The organism is Actinoplanes italicus (assembly GCF_003001815.1).
Lineage (GTDB): Bacteria > Actinomycetota > Actinomycetes > Mycobacteriales > Micromonosporaceae > Actinoplanes > Actinoplanes italicus.
Genome location: NZ_PVMZ01000023.1, coordinates 170,576 through 190,422, shown reverse-complemented (window position 1 = coordinate 190,422; position 19,847 = coordinate 170,576). Strand labels below are relative to the sequence as shown.

Here is a 19,847-nt window from a genome sequence, read left to right as displayed (position 1 = left end):
AGAGCCTGCGCGGCCTGCTTACCACCGGCGTTCATCGCCTCGAAGTAGGGCACCCCCTGCAACTTCGGAACGAACGCCACCTTGTACGTCTTACCACCCGCCGCACCGGACGCACCGGTGTCAGGCGACTCGTTCTTCTTCGTGCAACCGGTCAGAGCTATGGCAGCCGCGGTGGTGATCGCCAGGGCGCCGGCGAACCTACGGTCAAGACGCATGAGAACTCCGTTTGTTGAAACGTTTCACGAACTATGTAATTCACGTTACGAGCCGATGACGCGTTGTGTCAAGCGTCACAGCTAAGGGTAGCTGAACGCCTACTACGTGCTGATACTGCGCGGCAGACCGGCGTGACCCACCACACTCCCCGGCCGCATGATCGGGATTCCTCTCAGGAAAGCGCCTTCCTGCTGGCCCGCACGTGCCCGACCCGCCCGAGGGCCATTTTTAAGGTTTCAAGTCAGTTATCGATCCGTGATCCTCTCTTGCCGAACCGGCCCGGCCGGCCCCGCATCGCACCTGATACCAAGTCGAGACCACGCGAAAGGAACGAATCCATGGGCGTCAACAAAATCCGGCTGACCGGCGCGCTCCTGCTGACCGCACTGGCGGCCACCGGTTGCTCCCCGGACGTCGAACGACTCGACGGCCAGGCCGCACCCGCGGGCATCACGACCCCCGCCACGACACCGCCGACGAGCGCTGCGGCCATGTCAGCTACGGCGACGGCGACGGCGACGTCGGCTCCGGCCACGCCGTCCACGGCCTCGTCGCCCTCGCCGAGCGGCACATCGAGGACGTCCCAGCAGCGACTCGTGCTCGGGCCCAACGGGCTCGGCGGCCTCAAGCTGCGCATGACTCCCGAGCAGGCCGAAGCCACCGGACTCATCGAGGGTTACGAGGTGGAGGACTTCACCGGCAACTGCGGTGTCGCCAGGCTGCGCACCACCGGCGACAACGTCCACTTCACCCCGAACCTCGGGTTGTCCGGCATCGAGGCACCCGACGGGGTCCGTACTCCCGAGGGAATCCGAACCGGTAGCACGGTGAACGAGGTCAAGGCCGCGTATCCGAACTGGGAGGCCATCCTGACCGGGGACGACAACGCACGCGACTACGGGTGGGTGAAAGCACCCGGCGGCAGCGGGAGCAGCTACCGGATCGACGTCAACGACGGCAAGGTCTCGTCGGTCATCCTGACCACCGAGGGCCAGAAGTGCGTCGAGTGATCGGCGGGCCCAGCGTCGCCACAGGCGCGGCACCCCGGGATCCCGGTAGGCGAGCGATGGTCTTCGACGCCTACGGGCCGGGGCGGGCCACGGTGGGGCCGGTCGTTCTCGGACCATTCAAACCCCGCCGGGGCGTACGGGTGATGAGGCTCGAATCGGCGGGCCCCGGGTCCGGGCCGGTATGTCGGTGCGCAAGCACAAGGCGCTCTCCGAGCTGCGGGTACGGCTGGAGAAGGGCGACCTGCGGGTGATCGTCGACCGGACGTGCCCGATCGCCGAGCTCGTCGAGGCCCACCGTTACGTCGACACCGGGCGCAGGACCGGCAACGTGGTGATCACTGTCCCAGCTGGTTGAACGGCATCTCACACGTGACGACATACATGACCTGGCCGTCGCGCTCGTCGATGATCGTCAGTTGCATCGGCCCGGCGTCGCGTCCGGGGATCGGCGGCAGCTGCGCGCACACCGCCGACGGGTTGAGCGGAGAGGCGGGGGTCACCGGCTCGCCGACCAGCCCGAACAGGACCACACCGGCCAGCACCGCGATCAGCGGGCGTGACGGTCGCACGCGGACGCCGGGCCGCTGCGGCGGGGCCGGCGAGTCCAGATCGATGGTCGGCACTCTCGAAGCGTAACCGTTGGCGGTGTGCTTTCCTCGTGCCATGAATTCCGAAGCACCCGGCTGGGACGCCATCGACACCCGCCTCGAGCAGTTCTATCCAGGCGTCGAGCCGAGGCATTTCGCCACGATGCACCGGTTCGCGCTGGGCGGCCCGGACCCGCTGGACGGGGTGAGCTTCTACCCGCGAGCCGAACCGGTCCCGCACTGGCATCTGGTGAGTTACGGGATGAGCGAGCTCTACGCCCGGGACGAGTCGGACACCGAGGAGACCGAGGAGTCCGGCTGGGGCTTCGAATTCAGCTTCCGCATCGCCCGCAGCATCGACGACGACGAGCCGCCGATGTGGGCCGCGGACCTGTTGCAGTACCTCGCCCGGTACGTGTTCTCGAGCGGCAACTGGTTCGAGGCGGGACACCACCTCGATCCCGGCGGTCCGCTGCGGCAGGATCCGCCGACCGCGATGAGAGGGCTCGCCTTCGTCGAGGACCCCGAGCTCGGCACCATCGGCACGCCGCACGGGCGGCTGCAGTTCCTGCAGGTCGTCGGCATCACCGCGGACGAGTACGACGCGATCCGGCAGTGGGACGTGCACGGTGTCCTCAAGCTGCTGACCGAGCGGGACCCTCTGCTGATCACCGACCTGGACCGGCCGTCGATCACCGACGATCCGGACACGCGCGCCCTCATCGACGCCGGGCGGGAACGGGACGGGTCGTCGAGCGGCCTGTTCATGATCGCCGGCTTCGGCGCGACTGTGGACGACAGCGGGGCCGTGCTGCTGCGGTTCAAGGAGGTCAACGCCGGTCTCGTGGCGCAGGCCGTCCGGGACCGGCTCGGCCACGGGCGTGATCTGATCCTGGACGGTGACGGGCACGTCCGCACGCTGGTGCGACGCGCTCCGGCGTACGCCGTGCGGCCTCTTGAAGGCGGTGCCCTCGAACTGGACCTGCCCTCGGAGGCCGTCGACGCGCTGCCCGGGCTGCTCACGCCGGGCCGGCGGCCGGTTCCGGGAACCGACCGGCTCAGTGTCGAGGTCACTGATTGAAGGCGACGACCTGCAGCAGCGGCGCGGGGGCGCGACTGACCAGCGACAGGTCGGCGCCCTCCACGGTCGACGGCGGTGGCCAGACGGTCAGGCCCCGGTCGGGGGCGAGTGCGCCGACCTCGGCCTCCCAGCCGGGCCAGCGCAGCGTCTCGTAGAACGCGGTGAGCGAGCCGGCCAGCACCGCGTACAGCCAGTCGGTGTACCCCTGCTCCAGGTCCTGCCAGTCGAGGGTGTCGGGCGCGTAGTAGTGCACCGTCGGCGGGCGGCCGGCGTCGGCGGGGCGCCAGTCGAAGACGCCGCCGAGCACGTCGTACGCGACGACGACGCCGCGCCGGCCCGGGTCGGCCTCGGCGGTCACGTCGGGCAGGCCGTCGGCGCCGCTGCCCAGAACCCGGAGCCAGCCGTGGTCGACGAGCAGGCCTCCGGTGTTGGCGACGACCGCACCGAGCCACGACCTGGTGGTGATGCCGAACGCCGCGAGCGCGGCCTCGGCCCGTACCGGGTCCGGCGTCAGCGCCCGCACCGGATAGGGCGCGGCCGCGATCGTCTCGGCCACCTCGTTCCACGCGTTCATGATCGCGATCCTAGGGAGATCAGTGGTCCCATTGCCGGGCCGGGGCTCCGGTGCCCATGCTCCGGATGCGCCGGCCGGCGAGGGGCCGGTGGTCGCCGGCTTCGCCGATCGCGTCTGGTTACAGGGTGTGACGCGGGGCCCTCATCATGCCTCGGCCGGCCCTGGAGGCGGGGACCGGGCGGCCGGCGCCAGGCTGACGACGAGCTCCTGTGGACTCGCTGTGCCGCAACGCCCGGCGGTGGCGCAGCCGTGGCAGGGTGGGACGAATGACGGTCCTGTCCGCGGCCTCGGCCCTGATCGCCGCGATCGTTCCGGTGAGCCACCTGCCGGTGAGCCACCTGCCGGTGAGCCACCTGCCGGTGAGCCATCTCCCGGCGGCCGCTCCGGAAAGGGTGTGCCGGGTCACCGACGACCGGCTCGTGGAGATCTCGGGGCTGGTCACCGACGGGGCCGGATATGTGGTGGTCAACGACGGCGCCGACGAGGACTCCGGGCGGCGGATCTTCTTCCTGGACCGCGGATGCAAGGTGACCCGGGCGCTGAAATATCCGTCGCGGCCACGCGACACCGAGGATCTGGCCCGCGGCAGCGACGGCACGCTGTGGGTGGGCGACATCGGCGACAACAACCGCGAGCGGACCACCATCGCGGTGTGGCGGCTCGCGCCGGGCGCGAACAGCCCCGAGCTGCTGCGGATGTCCTACCCGGACGGCGCCCATGACGCGGAGGCGCTGCTCGTGGCCGGGGACGGCACCCCGGTCGTGATCACCAAGGACCCGTTCACCGCCGGGTTGTACGTCCCGGACGGTCCGCTGAAGGCGACGTCGACCACGCCGATGCGGCGGGCGGGGGTGTTCGGGATCCCGGTCACCGGCACCGACAACCCGTTCGGCTTCCGCGGCCGGCTGGTGGTGACCGGCGCCGGATCGAGCCCGGACGGCCGGCGCGTGGCCCTCCGCACCTATGCGGACGCCTTCGAACTCGACGTCGCCGCCCCCGAGACAGCGGCCGGTCTGATCCAGGCGATCAGCGAGGGCAGCCCGCGCCGGGTCGAGCTTCCGAACGAGCCGCAGGGCGAGTCGATCGCCTACAGCACCGACGGCACCGCCCTGCTGACCGTCTCCGAGGTGACCGGCCAGTCCGGTGACGACGGTGTGCCCCTGCTGCGCTACGCGCTCCCGGACGCGCCCCGGCCGGTCACGCCGGCCAGCCCCGCGGCGCCCGCCACGACCGCGCCGTCGCCGGCTCCCGCGGCGGCCCGCGCCGACCCGCCCGCCGCCGAGTCCGCGGCCGCGTCCGCCGCGCGCCGTGTCCCGGCCGGCGCGATCATCGCGGGGCTGGGCCTGGCGGTGGCCGCCGTGGCGATCGCCGTGATCGCGGCTCGTCGTCGCCGGCCCGCCGGCCGTGCGTCCGGCAGATGAGCCACCTCGCGGCCGGCGGGTGGCTGGGCTACGGCCGGCGGGCCGGGATGGCCGGGTCGACGAGGGTGGGGTGGTCGAGCAGGTAGGGGGCCACCCGGTCGGCGGTCACGGCGGTGAAGAAGCCGGCCGCCTCGGTGGTGAAGCGCTCACCCAGGTACTTTCCGTTCTGGAAGACGGGCTCGCCGGGCAGGCTGATCGCGGTCACCGTGCGGACGTCGAGGTCCTTGAGTTCGAGCAGCCATTCGGTGACGTCGTGGCCGCCGCCGTCGAAGGTGAGGGAGTCACCGACCGCGGTCATCACCTCCAGGAGGCGGGCCGGGTCGCCGCTGACCTGATTCGCGACGGATCGCAGGAGCTGGCGCTGGTGCCGCTGGCGGTCGTAGTCGCTGCGCGGCAGGCCGTAGCGCTGCCGCATGTAGTCGAGAGCCTCCCACGGGCGCAGCCGTACGGGCAGCGGGCTCTTGACGTAGGTCTTCTGGGCGCCGATGTACGGGCGCAGGCAGTTCTTCGAGGCGCGGCAGGCCGCCGACAGCCGGCGCGGGCGGCCGTCGGGCCGGAGATGCTCGGAGACGACGTCCTGGTCGATGACCATCTCGACGCCGCCCATCGCCGCGACCATCTTCTTGAACCCGCCGAAGTTGATCACGGCACCGCCGTCGAACCGCTTGATGCCGGTGACGATTCCGGCGGTCCGGCCCAGCAGCTCCAGACCTTGGGCCGGGTCGTACCGGCCGGGACCGACCTGGCTGCCGAGCGCCATCGCAGCGTTGATCTTGGCGTACTGGCCCGCGGTGCCCGACTTCGCGAACGCCGGGATCCAGACGACCAGGTCCCTGGGCAGAGAGAACAGGTAGACGCCCTGCCGGTCGGCCGGGATGTGGGCGATGATGATCGAGTCGGAGAGCGGCCGGACGTGGGTGCCGCGCGGGTCGATGCCGGCGAGCAGGACGTTGAGCGGTCCGCGCAGGCCGGCGACCGGGCGGGGCACGCCGGCCATGGCCGCCGCCGGGAGCAGCAGGAACACGCCCAGGGCTACGGCTAGACGGGTCCACCACGGTGCCCGGCGCTGGACAGTACCGACCATAAGACCCATACCTCCCATTTGGTACGACGAAACGCATGATTGCACGTCGCACCGGTCTCATGTGCCGGTTCGCGAGGTATGCCCGGAACCCTCACGGGAGTGCTCCGGGCGTACCCACGGAAGGTCTCAGGAATTGAGCATGTCCCGGACCATCGGGGCCACCTTGGCTCCGAAGAGCTCGACCGCCCGGGTGCGTGCGCTCGCCGACTGGGCGCCGGCCGAGTAGATCAGGTCGAACCGGCCGACACCCAGCGTCCGTGCCGAGGCGGCCATCTTGCGGGCCACCGTCTCGGGCGCGCCGATGTAGAGCGAGCCCGACTCGACCTCGTGGTCGAACTCGGCCCGGGTGAGCGGTGGCCAGCCACGCAGCGCCCCGATCCGGTCCCGCTGGACCTTGTACGCCGGGTAGTACAGCTCCTTGGCCTGCTCGTCGGTGTCGGCGATGAAGCCGGGCGAGTGCATGCCGACCGGATGCGCCGTCGTGCCGAGCTGGTCGGCGGCGCGCTTGTAGAGGTCGATGTAGGGCGCGAACCGGCCGGCCGGACCACCGATGATGGCGAGCATCAGGGGCAGGCCGTGTCGCGCGGTGCGGACCACCGACTCCGGCGAGCCGCCGACGCCGACCCAGGTGGTCAGGCGGCCGGACTCGGTCTTGGGGAACACGTCGGCGTCGGTGAGTGCCGGCCGCGTCTTGCCCGACCAGGTGACCGGCTTCTCGTCGAGCAGCTTGACGAACAGCTCCAGCTTCTCCTCGAAGAGCAGCGCGTAGTCGGCCATGTCGTAGCCGAACAGCGGGAACGACTCGGTGAACGAGCCCCGTCCGAGGATGACCTCGGCGCGGCCGTTGCTGAGCGCGTCGACGGTGGCGAAGCGCTGGTGGACGCGGACCGGGTCGTCGGAGCTGAGCACCGTGACGCCGGAGCCGAGCTTGATGCGCTCGGTGCGGGTGGCGATGCCGGCCAGGACGGTCTCCGGGGTGGAGATCGAGTACTCCGGGCGGTGGTGCTCGCCGAGCGTGATCGCGTCGACGCCGAGCTGGTCGGCGAGGACCGCCTCGTCGACCACCTGGCGGATGGCGGCGGCGTGCGACAGCGGGCGGCCCGCGTCGTCGACCGGCACGTCGCCGAAGGTGTCGAGACCGAGGATCATGGCGGTTCCTCCATACTGATTGACGTGTCAACTAGGCTGATCGACACGTCAAACAGTGAGGGGCCGGTGTTTATGCCCAGGAGACTTCCGACGTCCGAGCAGCTTCGGACGTGGCGGGACTTCATCGAGACGACCGAGGCGCTGCGCGCCGTGGTCGCGGCCCGGCTGCAGGCCGAGTCCGGCCTCTCCCCCGGCGACTACGCGGTGCTGCTGGCGCTCAGCGAGGCTCCGGACCGGCGGCTGCGCCCCTCCGACCTGGCCGTCGCGATCAGCTGGGAGCGCAGCCGGCTGTCGCATCACCTCGGCCGGATGGAGCGGCGCGGACTGATCCGTCGCGAGGGGTTCAGCGGGGACAGCCGTGGCGCCTTCGTGATCCTCACCGACGCGGGCTCGGCGGCGTTCCACGCGGCGACCGTGCCGCACCTGACCGCCGTCAGGGAGCTGTTCGTCGAGGCGCTCACGCCTGAGCAAATGGATGCCCTGGCACAGATTTCAGCGGCGTTACGAGATCATCTGCCGAACCGTTGAACCGAAGCGCCGCATGAGACGTATCCCCTACAGGATGCATTTCTCGGGGGAGGAGAATCGCCATTCCCACGGCACGGCGCGTCATTGCCCCGGAGGTACTCCTGAGGGGCGCGGCACATCACTATCTGCAGCATTCCACAATAGACATGGACACCCTCGCCAATGAGCTGGCGATCAGCCGGGCGACGCTCTATCGCGCGGTCGGCAGCCGGGACGCCCTGCTCGGCGAGGTGTTCTGGGCGATCGCCAAGATCCTGATCGCGGAGGCGGCCGGGGAGGCCTGCGGCACCGGGCCGGACCGGGTGATCGAGGTGTCCCGGATCTTCACGGAGCTGCTCGACTCGGCCCAGCAGATGCGGAAGTTCGTGGCCGAGGAGCCGCAGACCGCGGCCCGCGTGCTGTTCACCGCGGCCGCCGAGGTGAGGCACCACGCGATCGACGCCCAGCTGAGGATCTTCGTCGAGTCCGGCATCGAGGGCGACCCGGCGGAGTTGCGCCGCCGCGCCGCCCTCTACCTGCGGACCCTTGAGGGCGTGCTCTACGGGCCACTGCTGGGCAGCGGCCCGATCGCCTTCGAGTCGGCCGAGCCGGCCCTGCGGGCCCTTCTCACGGAGTGAACTGGTCGCAGGTGCTGCGGTACTCCTGCACCGCCGCGCCGGCGCCCGGTCCGGGGCAGACGAACTGCTGGTAGCGGGTGTCGTCGTCGACGAACAGCTTCAGCCAGGAGATGCTGAACTTCGCGATCGTGGTGTTCGGCGTGTTCGGCGCGAAGTGGCTGGCACCGTTCAGGTTCAGGAACGCCTTCCCGGGCACGGCCGGCAGGCTCTGGAAGAACGGCTGCGCGTGGCTGCGGACCGGGGCGATGCTGTCCGCCTCGGCACCGATCACCAGCGTGGGCACGGCGTTGCGGCTGAACGACTTGGTCAGGTTCCACGGCGTCAACGGGATCGCGGCCGCCAGCGCCGGGCGGCTACCGGCCGCTTCCAGGGCGCCGCCGCCGCCCATCGAGTGCCCGATCACGGCCACCCGGCCCGCGTCGATCCGGGCCCGCACGGTGCTGCGCTGGGTCAGGAAGTCGGCGGCCGCGAGCAGCTGGCGGCCACGGCTGGCCGGCTGGTCCGAGGTGCTCAGCGTGTCGATGTTGAACACCACGAAGCCTTGCGACGCCAGGCGTGGCGCGAGCCAGGCCATGCTCGACTTGCGGGCGGTGAAGCCGGGCGCGATCACCACGGCGCCGAACGTGCCGGCGCCGGTGTCGGTCGGCGCGTAGATGTCGCCACCCCCGAAGCCGGACACCGACGCGCGGGACACGTTCGACTGGGCCACCGCGAACGGTCCGCGGACCGCCTCGATGCTGGCGTTGCTGGGCGCCGGGCCCTTCGCGAATGACGCGGTGGCCGCGTCGGCATCCGGGATCAGAGTGATTCCGGCACCACCGAGAGCAACCGCGGCAGCGATTCCGAATAACTTTGGAATTACCTTGTCCACTTCTCTCTCCCACCTGTGTGAAACGTTTACTGGAGCAATTCTTTGCTCATCGCCGACGCATCAACAACGGCGCGGGGAATACTGAGACGGGGGTCCGGGCACGGGGCTACAAAACGCCCGAATCGGCCTTTCATCGACTCGATGCCCGCCGTTAATCAACCGTCTTCTATGCGCCGTTACGGTCCGGCACATGGATCGGCGAACCCTTTTGCGCACCACCGTGGCCGGCGCCTCCGGCCTGGCCCTGCCCTTCACCGCCTGGTCGGCCGCCTACGCGGCACCCGCCCAGAACGCCACCGGACCGTACGGCGCGCTGCAGGCCGCCGACGCCAACGGCATCCAGCTGCCGGCCGGGTTCACCAGCAGGGTGATCGCCCGCTCCCGGCAGACCGTGCCGGGCACCTCCTACGTCTGGCACGACGCCCCCGACGGCGGCGCGGTCATCCCCAACGGCTCCGGCTGGATCTACGTCTCCAACTCCGAGGTCAGCTCGTCGGCGGGCGGCGGCGCGTCACGGATCCTGTTCGACTCGACCGGCACGATCGTCGGCGCCTCGCGCATCCTGTCCGGCACCAACCAGAACTGCGCCGGCGGCAAGACCCCGTGGAACACCTGGCTGAGCTGCGAAGAGGTGGACCTCGGCAGGGTCTGGGAGACCTACCCCCTCGGCGGTACGGCCGTGGCGCGGCCCGCGATGGGCCGGTTCAAGCACGAGGCGGCCGCGGCCGACCCGGTCCGCAAGGTGATCTACCTGACCGAGGACGAGACCAACGGCCGCTTCTACCGGTTCGTGCCCACCACCTGGGGCGACCTGTCGTCCGGCACGCTGCAGGTGATGGTCGCCGGCTCCGGCACGTCCGGATCGTTCACCTGGGCGAACGTGCCCGACCCGGACGGCTCGCCGACGCGGACGCGCAGCCAGGTGTCCGGCTCGAAGTCGTTCAACGGCGGCGAGGGCTGCCACTACGCCGGCGACACGGTCTGGTTCACCACCAAGGGCGACAACCGGGTGTGGCAGGTCAACCTGCTCAACAACACCTACGAGCTGGCCTACGACGACAACCTGGTCAGCCCCGGGAATGCGCCGCTGACCGGTGTCGACAACGTGACCGGCTCGTCGTACGGCGATCTCTACGTCGCCGAGGACGGCGGCAACATGGAGATCTGCCTGATCACGCCGGACGACAAGATCTCGGTGTTCCTGCGCGTCACCGGGCAGGGCTCGTCGGAGCTGTGCGGACCGGCGTTCACCCCGGCCGGCAACCGCCTCTACTTCTCGTCGCAGCGCGGCACGAGCGGCTCGTCGTCGGGCGGCATCACGTACTGCATCACCGGCCCGTTCCGCACCTGACCCCTCTCCACCAAAAGATCAACATCGATCAGTCAGCCGTACGGGTGGTGCGATCCGGGAAGCGTGCCGCCATCATGGTGCGGTGCCGAATCAGTGGTCGCGCCCCCGGGTCTGGTTCCTGATCACGCTGGTGGTGGCGGCGGCGACCGCGCTGATCCTGGCCTGGTTCCTTCGTGGTGAGGGCCTGGAACGCGCCGACAAGTGGGCGAGCGTCGTCTTCGGCTCGGTCAGCGCCCTCGTCGCCTGCACCTGCCTGCTCACCTGGCTGTGGCGGCTCGGCAGCGCGGGCACCGACCGTGAGGCGGTGCTCGCGGGCCTGGCCGCCACACAACGTGAACAGTGGACCGCCGAACAGGCCGCCCGCCGGGTCGGCGAGCCGTGGCCGTTGAACGTGCGGTGGGCCGTCAACGCGGGAACCGAGGCCGTGATGGCCCGGTGGGCGTCGGTGCGGGGATCGGCGGGCGCCGGCCCGGTCGAGGTGGACGGGGACTACGCGGGGATCGCCACCGTGCTCGACCGTCCCGACTTGCCGAAACGGCTCGTCATCCTCGGTGAGCCGGGAGCCGGCAAGTCGGTGCTCGCCATGCGGCTGACACTTCAGCTGCTCGACTGCCGCGGCGCGGGCGATCCGGTCGCGGTCCTGCTCGACGTCGCGGGATGGAATCCGGTCCAGCCGCTCGACGACTGGATCGCCGACCAGCTGATCGCCCGGGACCGCCGATTCGCCGGGACGGTGCCCGGCCCGGCCGGCGAGTCGCGCAGCCTGGCCCGGGATCTGGTCGCCGGTGGGTGCCTGCTGCCCGTACTCGACGGGCTCGACGAACTCGACGACGAACTGCAGCGCGCCGCACTCATCGGGCTGTCCGGCGCCGCGACCGCCGGCCGGGACTTCGTCGTCACCTGCCGGACCCGTCCCTATCGGGCGGCCGTCGCGGCCTGCGGCCCGATCCCGGCCGCCGTGGTGGTGGAACTCCAGCCGGTCCCGCCGGAGGAGGCGGCGCAGCACCTGGACGACAGCGCCGCAGCAGCCGATCGGCGCTGGTCACCGGTGCTGGCCGAGCTGCGCGGGCAGCCCTCGACCCCGCTGACCGAGGCGCTGTCCACCCCGCTGATGATCTGGTTGGCCCGCACGGTGTACCGGAATCCGGACCGCAATCCGGAGGAATTGCTGACCGCCGACTGGGCCGACAGCCGGGAGGGCATCGAGCGTCACCTCATGGACCACCTGATCCCGGCCGCCTACGCCACTGCCGGTGGCGTGCCCGCCGCGGAAGCCTCGCTCGACGGAACCCGGCTGTGGCTGTCGACACTGGCGGCCCAACTGCGGGAACAACGGATCCACGATCTCGCCTGGTGGCGTATCCACGAGATCCGCCCAGCGCCGGCCGCCCAGGTGGCGTCGGTCGTGTACGCCATCACGGTCGCGCTGTTCCTGCCGTTCGCGGGCGGCGCACTGGGCTTGCAGACAGTCCCTGTCGACGCGCCGGTCTGGCTCTCCCTGGCCATCGGCGGAGCCGTGCTCGGCGTGCTCCTCGCGTTCGGGCGGATATTGTTCACCGACCGGCATCATCCACGGCGCGTGAGCGCGCGCGGACTGGTCCGGTCGTTCATCGCGGTCGTGGTGCCGATCCTGGTGGCCGGTCCCTTCTTCGCCGGAGACCTCATGGAGGTCGTCGCCGTCGCTCTGTCGGCCGGCGTCGTCTCGGCGCTCGTCGGCGGCGGGGAGCCGGCCCCGTCCGCGGCCGCTCCCCGGGCGTCGCTCGCCATGGACCGGACCGTGGCACTCACCTCGGCCGCCACGGCCGGTACCGTCGAGTACGTCCTGCTGGCCCTGGGCTACGGCCCGTTGGCGCCGTGGGCCTGGATCGGTGCGCTGATGATGACGCTGGCCGCGGTACTGCTGAGCGCCTGGGGACAGTTCCACCTGGCCACCCTGGTTCTCGCGGCGCGCGGGCAGGTCCCGTTGCGGCTCGCCCGGCACCTGGACGACGCCCATCGGCGTGGCGTGCTCCGCTGCGCCGGAAGCGTCTACCAGTTCCGGCACGCCCTGCTCCGGGACCGTCTCGCCGCCGTTCACGAACGGACTCCTGTCTGATCCCGGTCAGATCCACGGTGCCGGACGATATCGACGCTCGCCACGGCCGCCTACTGTGACGGCGTGATGACCGTCGCCACCGTGGCGTTCTGCATCGGCATGCTTCTCGTGGCCGGATCCGGGATCTTCCTCCTCCTCATTCTCAGCGACCTGCGGGGCCTGTGGACCCTGCGGCGCCTCCGCCCCGTTCCGATCGGTGACGCCCGCGGACGCGTCGCGCTGGAAGGCGTCACCGAGTACGGAACGGCCGGACGCCAGGTCGCCCCGGTCACCGGCGAGGACTGTGTGTGGTGGCGGGTCACGCTGCTGCGCGAGCCCGCCCGGTACACGCCGTCCGGCGAGTCGGGGCCCGACCACGACGTGGTCCTGGAGATCGAGTCGCCGGCGTGGGCGACCCTCACCGACCGCGATCACCGCATCCCGGTCGACCCGCGGCTCGTCGCGCCGTCCCGGCTGCTCTTCGACCCGATCATGACCGATCCGCAGCCCTACATCGTCACGCGCGTGGAACACAGCCTGGCCAAGCCGGTGCCACTCCCGCCACTGGCCGCCGAGGCCGCCGCCGACCTGCGCCGTAGCGAACGTCTGCACCTGACCGAAGTACGCGTCCCACGCGGCCGGCAGATCTTCGCCCTGGGCAGGGCCGGCCGTCGAGGCCTGACTCCCAGTCGTTCCGGTCTCACCGTCTTCACGCAGCAATCGCGCGCCGAGGTGATCGCCACACGCCGGGAGGACATCCGCACAGGCCGTACCGCCATCTTGTGGTTGATCTTGATCGGCCTGCTTTTGGCGGTCCCCTCCGCCGCCTACCTGTTGTAATCAACCGGCTGTGCCGCACCGCTGTCTCGGGCGTTGAGGCAGCGGTGGGGCACAGCCGGTCAGGCGGTCTCGGCTCGCAAAGAGTCGGTGACCGGGCGGTGGGCGCCGAGGTGGGCGGGGATCGCGGTCAGCGCCGCCACGATCAACGCCGTCATCACGACCACCGTGATCAGCTGCCAGGCGCTGGGCGGGGTGGCCCGGTCGCCGTCACCGCCGGTGATGCCCATGATCGCCTCGAACAGCAGGTAACCACCCGGGAAGATCCCGAGGACCGCTCCGGCCAGCGCCGGCAGGATCTGCGCCCCGGACAGCGCCGCCGTCACGTCCCGCGGCGTCGCGCCGAGCGCCCGTGCGAGCGCCGCCGTGTGCCGGTTGTCGAGCACCGTGGCCAGCGTGATCACGATGGCGTTCACCCCGGCCAGGACCAGCAGGATCACCGTCCACAGCAGCAGGACCCGGCGCAGCGTCTCGACCTGCGCCACGGTGTACCCGGCGGCGAACGGCTTACTGAGGAAACCGTCGAGGATCAGGGCCACATAGACGCCGCCGACGGTCACGGCGATCCCGGCCACCGCGAGCAGGGCACGTCGCGGGCGGCGGGCGGTCACCCGCAGTGACAACAACAGCGGTACGGGCAGACGCGCCGACGCCTGGATCAGCCACCCGGACCGGCGGGGCGGACGTGCGGCGTCGGCGAGGGCCGCGACGGTGCTCGACCGGGCGGCCCGCCACGCCGGAACCGCGGTCGCGAGGACCGCCACCGCCAGGGCGACGCCGGTGACCGTACCGATGACGGGAATGCTCAAGGCCGGTGTGCCCGCGCTGCCGAGCAGGCCCGCGCCCGCGTCGGCCAGCAGCGGAGCCGTGAACGCCCCGATCCCCAGACCGGCCGCGGCCGCCACGAGGGCGACCAGAAGGTACTCGGTCAGCAGCACGGCGGCCACCACGCCCGGCGTGCCACCGACCGCCTTGAGCAGCCCCACGCGCCGGGTCTGCTCCGCCATCCGGCCGCCGACCAGCACCGACAGGCTCGCGACGGCGAGCAGCCCGAGCAGCCAGGCACCGATCATCAGCAGGATCTGCGAGTCGCCCGCGACCTCGGTGGCGTCAGTGCGGATCTCCGTCGAGAGCGCCACCCTCGGCGCATCCGGGCTCCCGATGAAGGTGGCGGCGAGATCCGGATCCTCAAGACGAAGATTCAGCACGTACGAGACGACGCCCAGCCTCCCGGCGTCGGCACTGGTGAGCCACACCAGCCCCGGATTGCGCAACATGCCGGGCGGAAGATCCGCACCGGCCGGAGCCACGCCGTGCAGACAGGGGATCTCACCGAGACACGTCGTGGCCGGGAACGGCGCCGACGCGGCCGTGACCGCCACACCGGCGACCTCGAACGCCCGGCCACCGAGCGTCACCTGATCACCGGCGGTCAGGCCGTACGCGGTCGCGAACGCCGCCTCGACCACCATGCCACCGTCGCGGACCCATCCACCGTCCGTGACCTGCGGCCGGTCGACCGGCGCGTCCACGGTGTCACGCCCGATCACCAGCACGTCCACCGTCTGCCCGGCGGTGGCCAATGTCGACGTGGCGACCGGGAACGGGCCGCTGCGCGCGGTCACACCGGCCGCATCGCCGTAGGCGGCGAGCTGGCCGGTCGTCCTCGCGCTCATCACGACGTCGGGTCCGGCGGTCAGGGCGCGGGTGTTCTCGTACGGCGCCGCGGCCGAGTCCCGCAGCACCAGCCCGAGCGTCAGGGTCGTGGTCGCAGCGAGCACCGCGAGCAGCAGCAGTGCCGCCTCGACCGGCCGGCGGCGCAGGTCACGCAGGGCCAGCCGCCCGACCAGCAGGATCCGTCCCACGGCGCTCAGTCCTCCAGCCCGGCGAGCGCGCCCAGCCGGCCGGTGGAGCCACCGGTCAGCCGGGTCTCGTCGACGATCACGCCGTCCCGCATGGTCAGCAGCCGGTCGGCGGTCGCCGCGATCCGCGCGTCATGGGTCACGATGATCAGGGTCTGCCCGGCCCTGTGCAGGTCGTCGAAGAGCTGCAGCACGTCGAGGGTGGCGACACTGTCCAGGTTGCCGGTCGGTTCGTCGGCCAGCACCACGGCCGGTTCGTTGACCAGCGCGCGGGCCACCGCGACCCGCTGCCGCTGACCACCGGAGAGCTCCGACGGCAGCGCGCCCGCCCGGCTCCCCAGCCCGACCCGGTCGAGCAACTCCGCGGCACGGCGCCGCGACTCGCGCGGTGAGCGGCCGGCCAGCAGTGCGGACAACTCGACGTTCTCGACCGCGGTCAGCTCCTCCATGAGGTGGAACGACTGGAAGACGAACCCGACGGCCGACCGCCGCAGCCGGGCCAGCGCCTTCTCCCCCAGGCCGTCGATCCGTGCGCCGTCCAGCCACACCTCACCGCCCGACGGCCGGTCCAGCCCGCCGAGCAGATGCAGCAGCGTCGACTTGCCGCAGCCGCTCGGCCCCATCACCGCCACCGTCTCGCCGCGCTCCACGTCCAGGTCCACACCGTCGACGGCGCGGAGCAGGCCGGTGCCTCGGCCGTACTCCTTGCGCAGTCCCGACGCACGAACCAGTGACGTCCCCGTTGTGGTGCTCACGATCCGCTCCTCCGTTGCGTCCAATGTCTGTCGCAGACCTCCAGCCAGTGCAGATCCGCCTGCAGCCGCAGCACGACGCCCTCCAGCAGCAACGCGGCCCGCGAACCGGCGGGCTCGGCCAGCACGGCCCGCTGCGCGTCCCGCAGCCTGCGGAGCAACTCCCGCCGCTGCGTGTCGACGACGGTCAGCGGGTCGGCGAGCCCCGCCGCCGCGGCGGCGACCAGCTTGAGGTGGAACTCCGCGAGATCCGGCCGCGGCCAGGCGACCTCGGAGATCCACTCGGCGACCCGCTGCTGCCCTTCGGCGGTCAGCGAGTAGACCTTGCGGTCACCGCGGTCGCCGCGGTCGCCGCGCCGCTCCTGGGTCTCGTTTGCCGGCCGGTCGCCCTTCCCCTCCTGGGTCTCGCTTGCCGGCCGGTCGCCCTTCCCCTCCCGGGTCTCGTTCGCCGGCCGGTCACCCTTTCCCTCCCGGGTCTCGTTCGCCGGCCGGTCGTCGACCTCGACGACGAGCAGGCCCGCCTTCTCCAGGCGGGTCAGCGTCACGTAGATCTGCCCGGCGTTCATGCCCTCACCGAGCGGGCCCAGTGCGTCCCGCAGGCGAGCACGCAGCTCATATCCGTGCGATGGCTCCTTGGCCAACATCGCCAGAACCACTTCCTGACGCATGACACCCCCTAACCGTTATCTCAATAGATAACGGTTATCCATGTAGGGGTCAAGGCATCTGTCGGCTCGTAGCGGCGCCGGACCCGGCCGGCTACTCGGCCTCCGGCTCGGGGGTCAGCGCAGCGCGGGGTAGAGCAGGCCGGTGGCGCAGGCACCGACCAGGGCTCCGGCGAGCACCTGGGCAGCGGTGTGGTCCCGCAGGTGGACGCGCGACCAGCCGACCGCCGCGGCCAGTGGCCAGGTGAACAGCAGCGCCCAGCCGAAGACGACGGTGAAGGTGACCGCGGTGCCCGCCGCCACCAGTGAGTGGATCGAGATCTTCCAGTGCGCCAGCAGCGTGATCGGGGTGGCCACGACCAGTGCCGCGGCCATGCACGCGATCAGGGCGAGCAGGTCGCGGGGAGCACCGACCGCGGCCAGGGCCAGCGTTCCCGAAGCGGTCGAGCCGAGACACACCAGCATGGGCAGGGTCCGCTGGGCTCGAACGCCGACGTGCCGATCGGTCCAGGCACCGCGCCGGACACCGTGCAGGATGTAGGCGATCGGCAGGAAGCTGGCCGCTGCCGCCGCGATGACGCCCATGACGAGCGCCGACATCGGTGACTCCGCCGACGCCCAGGCCACCGCGAAGAGAACCGTGGCCACCAGCACCGCCGGTGACAGGATCTCGGTGAGCAGCCGGGCGGCCCGGTCGGTCACCCCGACCCGCTCGGCCGCCGGGATCCGCTCGGTGCTCGACGTCGCCATGACGTCGATCATTGCAAATCGCCGAGCCGTCCCACCGGCGCAGTCCTCTCCCGCGTTCGCACTACGCGACCAGCGAAACCGGCCCACAAGACAGCCGGAGCACGGTGGCGGCACGGTGGGTGCGCGCGGCCGTACCATATGAGGATCTTGACCTTGGGAAGTCGGGCGTAAGAGGCTCACCCGCGATGAAGCGCTTACTTCCAGCCGTCTCGGCGGCTGCGACGATCTTCCTCGTCGCCGTCTGCCTGCGGCCCGCCATCACCGCGGTGGGACCGCTGCTTCCGCAGATCAGCGCCACCGAAGGGCTCGGTGAGGCCGCCCAGGGGCTGCTCGGCGCGCTGCCTCTGCTGGCGTTCGCGCTGGTGTCGCCGCAGGTGCATCGCGTTTCCGGGCGGCTCGGGATGGAACGGGCGGTGCTGGTGGCGCTGCTGGTGCTCGCCGCCGGGACGCTGGCCCGGTCCTATTCGGGGCACGCGGGGCTGTGGGCCGGGACCCTGATCATCGGGTGCGCGATCGCGGTGGGCAACGTGCTGGTCCCGGCGATCGTCAAGCGCGACTATGCGGCCGACGTGTCGCGGGCCACCGGGTTCTACACCGCGTTCATCACCGTGTCGGCGTCGCTGGCCTCGGCGATCGCGGTTCCGGTGGCGGACGCCGTCGACTGGCGGCTCTCGCTCGCGCTGTGGGCGGGACTGGCACTGGTCGTCGCGGCGGCCTGGGCGCCCCGGGCCCGTGGACCGGCGGTGATCGAGACGGGCGGGCCGCGCGGTGACGTGGCCGTGTGGCGGCAGCCGCGGGCGTGGCTGATCACGGCGTTCATGGGGTTGCAGTCGACCTGCTTCTACGTGTTCGTCACGTGGCTGCCGACGATCGAGATCGCCGGTGGGGTGTCGGAGCGGACAGCGGGCGTGCACCTGTTCGTGTTCCAGGGCATGGGGATCCTCGGCGGGCTGGCGATTCCGGTGCTGCTGCGGGAGCCGGGGCGCCGGTCGCTCGGGGCGCTCGTGGCCAGTCTTCCGGTGATCGTGGCGGTGGCCGGGCTGCTGCTGGCGCCGGGGCTCGCGGTGCTGTGGGCGGCGATCGCCGGGCTGGGGCAGGGTGCCTCGCTGGTCGCGGCACTGACGTTGATCAGCCTGGGTGGGCGTACGTCGGCCGAGACGACCCGGTTGTCGGGGATGGCGCAGTCGCTCGGGTATCTGCTGGCGGCCGGCGGGCCGGTTGCGGCGGGGGTGCTCGCCGAGCGGACCGGGGCGTGGCGGGCGACCCTCGTCATGGTCGTGGTCCTCGGGGTGCTGCAGGCCGTTGCCGGGCTGGCGGCCGGCCGCGTACCGCGAGGGCAGACTCTAGGATCGCGATCATGATGCGCGCGTTGGTGCTCACCGGGCCCGGCAAGGCGGAGGTACTGCGGGTTCCGGTGCCGGTCGCCGGGCCGGGCCAGGTGGTGATCGAGGTCGCGCGGGCGGGCGTGTGCGGCACCGATGTGGAGCTGTTCACCGGTGAGATGAGCTATCTGCACAGCGGCGTCTCGTCCTATCCGCTGCGGCCCGGTCACGAGTGGTCGGGCACGGTCCGCGAGGTGGGCCCGGACGTGGACGGGTCGTGGCTGGGCCGCCGGGTCACCGGCGACACGATGATCGGTTGCGGTCACTGCCGCCGCTGCCGCTCGGGTCGTCACCACGTCTGCCCGGACCGGCACGAGCTGGGCATCAGGGACGGGCTCGCGGGCGCGCTGGCGGAGCGGCTGGCGTTCCCGGCCGCCTACCTGCACGCGCTGCCGGACACCGTGGACGCGACCGCGGGCGCGCTGGTCGAGCCGGCCGGGAACGCTCAACGCTGCGTCGACGCCGCCGCGCTGGAGCCCGGCGAGCGGCTGCTGGTGCTGGGTACGGGCACGATCGGCCTGCTCACGGCGATGCTGGCGCGAGGCCGGGGCCTCGAGGTGCACCTGCTCGGCCAGGAGCTGGACTTCGCGCTGTCGCTGGGTTTCGCACGGTCGTGGACGCGGGACTCGCTGCCGGATCTGCCGTGGGACGCGGTGGTCGACGCCACCAACGCGCCGTCGATGCCGGGACTCGCCGTGGACCTGGTGGAGCCGGGTCGCCGGGTGGTCTGCATCGGCCTGTCGGGCACGCCGAGCCTCATCGACACCCGGGACGCCGTGCTGAAGGATGTCACCGCCGTCGGGATCCTCGGTGCGTCTGCCGGGCTGGCTCCGGCGATCGCCGCGTTCGCGTCCGGTGCCGTCGATCCCCGCCCGCTCGTGGCGGCGACCGTTTCCCTCGAGCAGGCCGCCGCGGTGCTGGCCGGTGATCGTCCCGCGTCGGCGGGGCCGGGCCCCAAGGTGCTGATAGACCCGGCGGCCTGATGTCAGGGCACCGCGGGTAGCCGTTCCCGTTCCCACCCGGTGGGACTCCGCGC

The 19,847-nt window shown here is 71.5% G+C and carries 20 protein-coding genes and 1 pseudogene; 11 read left to right on the top strand and 10 right to left on the bottom strand.

The window, feature by feature from the left end:
• A pseudogene (locus tag CLV67_RS41095) lies at window positions 1-215 on the bottom strand (autoinducer 2 ABC transporter substrate-binding protein); the annotation flags it as partial.
• A gap of 339 nt (window positions 216-554) precedes the next feature.
• On the opposite strand from CLV67_RS41095, the gene CLV67_RS52330 reads away from it, so the two are divergent.
• Both CLV67_RS52330 and CLV67_RS41085 read left to right on the top strand, forming a co-directional pair.
• Entirely contained in the window at window positions 555-1,226 is a 672-nt protein-coding gene (locus CLV67_RS52330) for a hypothetical protein (RefSeq protein WP_170154204.1), read from the top strand.
• 115 nt (window positions 1,227-1,341) lie between these two features.
• Window positions 1,342-1,581 carry a zinc-binding dehydrogenase gene (locus CLV67_RS41085; protein WP_307833894.1) on the top strand — a complete coding sequence of 80 codons (240 nt, stop codon included), beginning with the start codon at window positions 1,342-1,344 and terminating at the stop codon, window positions 1,579-1,581.
• Here the strand turns inward: CLV67_RS41085 and CLV67_RS41080 are convergent.
• Entirely contained in the window at window positions 1,562-1,849 is a 288-nt protein-coding gene (locus CLV67_RS41080) for a hypothetical protein (RefSeq protein WP_106328586.1), read from the bottom strand. The genes CLV67_RS41085 and CLV67_RS41080 overlap by 20 nt on opposite strands.
• 40 nt (window positions 1,850-1,889) lie before the next feature.
• Here CLV67_RS41080 and CLV67_RS41075 point away from each other — a divergent pair, with 40 nt between their 5' ends.
• Entirely contained in the window at window positions 1,890-2,894 is a 1,005-nt protein-coding gene (locus CLV67_RS41075) for a suppressor of fused domain protein (protein WP_106328584.1), read from the top strand.
• On the opposite strand, the gene CLV67_RS41070 is transcribed toward CLV67_RS41075, so the two are convergent.
• The gene (locus CLV67_RS41070) at window positions 2,884-3,468 is read right to left on the bottom strand and encodes a DUF2625 family protein (RefSeq protein WP_239166762.1); all 585 of its coding nucleotides are present in this window, start codon (window positions 3,466-3,468) and stop codon (window positions 2,884-2,886) included. The genes CLV67_RS41075 and CLV67_RS41070 overlap by 11 nt on opposite strands.
• A 266-nt stretch (window positions 3,469-3,734) precedes the next feature.
• On the opposite strand from CLV67_RS41070, the gene CLV67_RS52325 reads away from it, so the two are divergent.
• A complete protein-coding gene (locus CLV67_RS52325; RefSeq protein WP_170154203.1) occupies window positions 3,735-4,889 on the top strand; it encodes a hypothetical protein in 1,155 nt (384 codons plus the stop codon).
• Between the two features lie 28 nt (window positions 4,890-4,917).
• On the opposite strand, the gene CLV67_RS41060 is transcribed toward CLV67_RS52325, so the two are convergent.
• Window positions 4,918-5,973, bottom strand: a complete 1,056-nt coding sequence (locus tag CLV67_RS41060; RefSeq protein ID WP_106328580.1) for an LCP family protein — start codon at window positions 5,971-5,973, stop codon at window positions 4,918-4,920.
• A 126-nt stretch (window positions 5,974-6,099) separates the two neighbouring features.
• Window positions 6,100-7,122, bottom strand: coding sequence for an LLM class flavin-dependent oxidoreductase (locus CLV67_RS41055; RefSeq protein WP_106328578.1), 1,023 nt, complete (start codon window positions 7,120-7,122; stop codon window positions 6,100-6,102).
• 72 nt (window positions 7,123-7,194) lie between these two features.
• Between CLV67_RS41055 and CLV67_RS41050 the strand changes: the two genes are divergently transcribed.
• Both CLV67_RS41050 and CLV67_RS41045 read left to right on the top strand, forming a co-directional pair.
• Window positions 7,195-7,650 carry a MarR family winged helix-turn-helix transcriptional regulator gene (locus CLV67_RS41050; protein WP_106328576.1) on the top strand — a complete coding sequence of 152 codons (456 nt, stop codon included), beginning with the start codon at window positions 7,195-7,197 and terminating at the stop codon, window positions 7,648-7,650.
• Between the two features lie 146 nt (window positions 7,651-7,796).
• On the top strand, window positions 7,797-8,267 hold the full coding sequence (locus CLV67_RS41045; protein ID WP_106328575.1) for a QsdR family transcriptional regulator: 471 nt from the start codon (window positions 7,797-7,799) through the stop codon (window positions 8,265-8,267).
• Here the strand turns inward: CLV67_RS41045 and CLV67_RS41040 are convergent.
• Entirely contained in the window at window positions 8,257-9,138 is an 882-nt protein-coding gene (locus CLV67_RS41040; protein ID WP_373873195.1) for an alpha/beta hydrolase family protein, read from the bottom strand. The genes CLV67_RS41045 and CLV67_RS41040 overlap by 11 nt on opposite strands.
• 190 nt (window positions 9,139-9,328) lie before the next feature.
• Between CLV67_RS41040 and CLV67_RS41035 the strand changes: the two genes are divergently transcribed.
• The 3 genes from CLV67_RS41035 to CLV67_RS41025 all read left to right on the top strand — a co-directional run bounded on the left by CLV67_RS41035 (window position 9,329) and on the right by CLV67_RS41025 (window position 13,403).
• Window positions 9,329-10,489, top strand: a complete 1,161-nt coding sequence (locus CLV67_RS41035) for an alkaline phosphatase PhoX (protein ID WP_106328571.1) — start codon at window positions 9,329-9,331, stop codon at window positions 10,487-10,489.
• An 82-nt stretch (window positions 10,490-10,571) separates the two neighbouring features.
• Window positions 10,572-12,584, top strand: a complete 2,013-nt coding sequence (locus CLV67_RS41030; protein WP_106328570.1) for an NACHT domain-containing protein — start codon at window positions 10,572-10,574, stop codon at window positions 12,582-12,584.
• Window positions 12,585-12,647: 63 nt separating this feature from the next.
• Window positions 12,648-13,403, top strand: a complete 756-nt coding sequence (locus CLV67_RS41025) for a hypothetical protein (protein WP_146169501.1) — start codon at window positions 12,648-12,650, stop codon at window positions 13,401-13,403.
• Between the two features lie 59 nt (window positions 13,404-13,462).
• On the opposite strand, the gene CLV67_RS41020 is transcribed toward CLV67_RS41025, so the two are convergent.
• The 4 genes from CLV67_RS41020 to CLV67_RS41000 form a co-directional block, all read right to left on the bottom strand.
• Window positions 13,463-15,265 carry an FtsX-like permease family protein gene (locus tag CLV67_RS41020; protein WP_106328566.1) on the bottom strand — a complete coding sequence of 601 codons (1,803 nt, stop codon included), beginning with the start codon at window positions 15,263-15,265 and terminating at the stop codon, window positions 13,463-13,465.
• 5 nt (window positions 15,266-15,270) lie between these two features.
• On the bottom strand, window positions 15,271-16,017 hold the full coding sequence (locus CLV67_RS41015; RefSeq protein ID WP_239166761.1) for an ABC transporter ATP-binding protein: 747 nt from the start codon (window positions 16,015-16,017) through the stop codon (window positions 15,271-15,273).
• Window positions 16,014-16,682 carry a PadR family transcriptional regulator gene (locus CLV67_RS53910; protein WP_239166760.1) on the bottom strand — a complete coding sequence of 223 codons (669 nt, stop codon included), beginning with the start codon at window positions 16,680-16,682 and terminating at the stop codon, window positions 16,014-16,016. Before CLV67_RS53910 ends, CLV67_RS41015 begins: the two co-directional genes overlap by 4 nt.
• 114 nt (window positions 16,683-16,796) lie before the next feature.
• Window positions 16,797-17,429 (bottom strand): phosphatase PAP2 family protein, encoded by a 633-nt coding sequence (locus CLV67_RS41000; protein WP_106328623.1) that lies wholly within the window; start codon window positions 17,427-17,429, stop codon window positions 16,797-16,799.
• 185 nt (window positions 17,430-17,614) lie between these two features.
• Between CLV67_RS41000 and CLV67_RS40995 the strand changes: the two genes are divergently transcribed.
• Complete coding sequence (locus CLV67_RS40995) at window positions 17,615-18,790, top strand: MFS transporter (RefSeq protein WP_106328564.1); 1,176 nt, start codon at window positions 17,615-17,617, stop codon at window positions 18,788-18,790.
• Complete coding sequence (locus CLV67_RS40990; protein ID WP_239166759.1) at window positions 18,787-19,794, top strand: zinc-dependent alcohol dehydrogenase; 1,008 nt, start codon at window positions 18,787-18,789, stop codon at window positions 19,792-19,794. The genes CLV67_RS40995 and CLV67_RS40990 overlap by 4 nt, the downstream gene beginning before the upstream one ends.
• The last annotated feature ends 53 nt before the right edge of the window (window positions 19,795-19,847 follow it).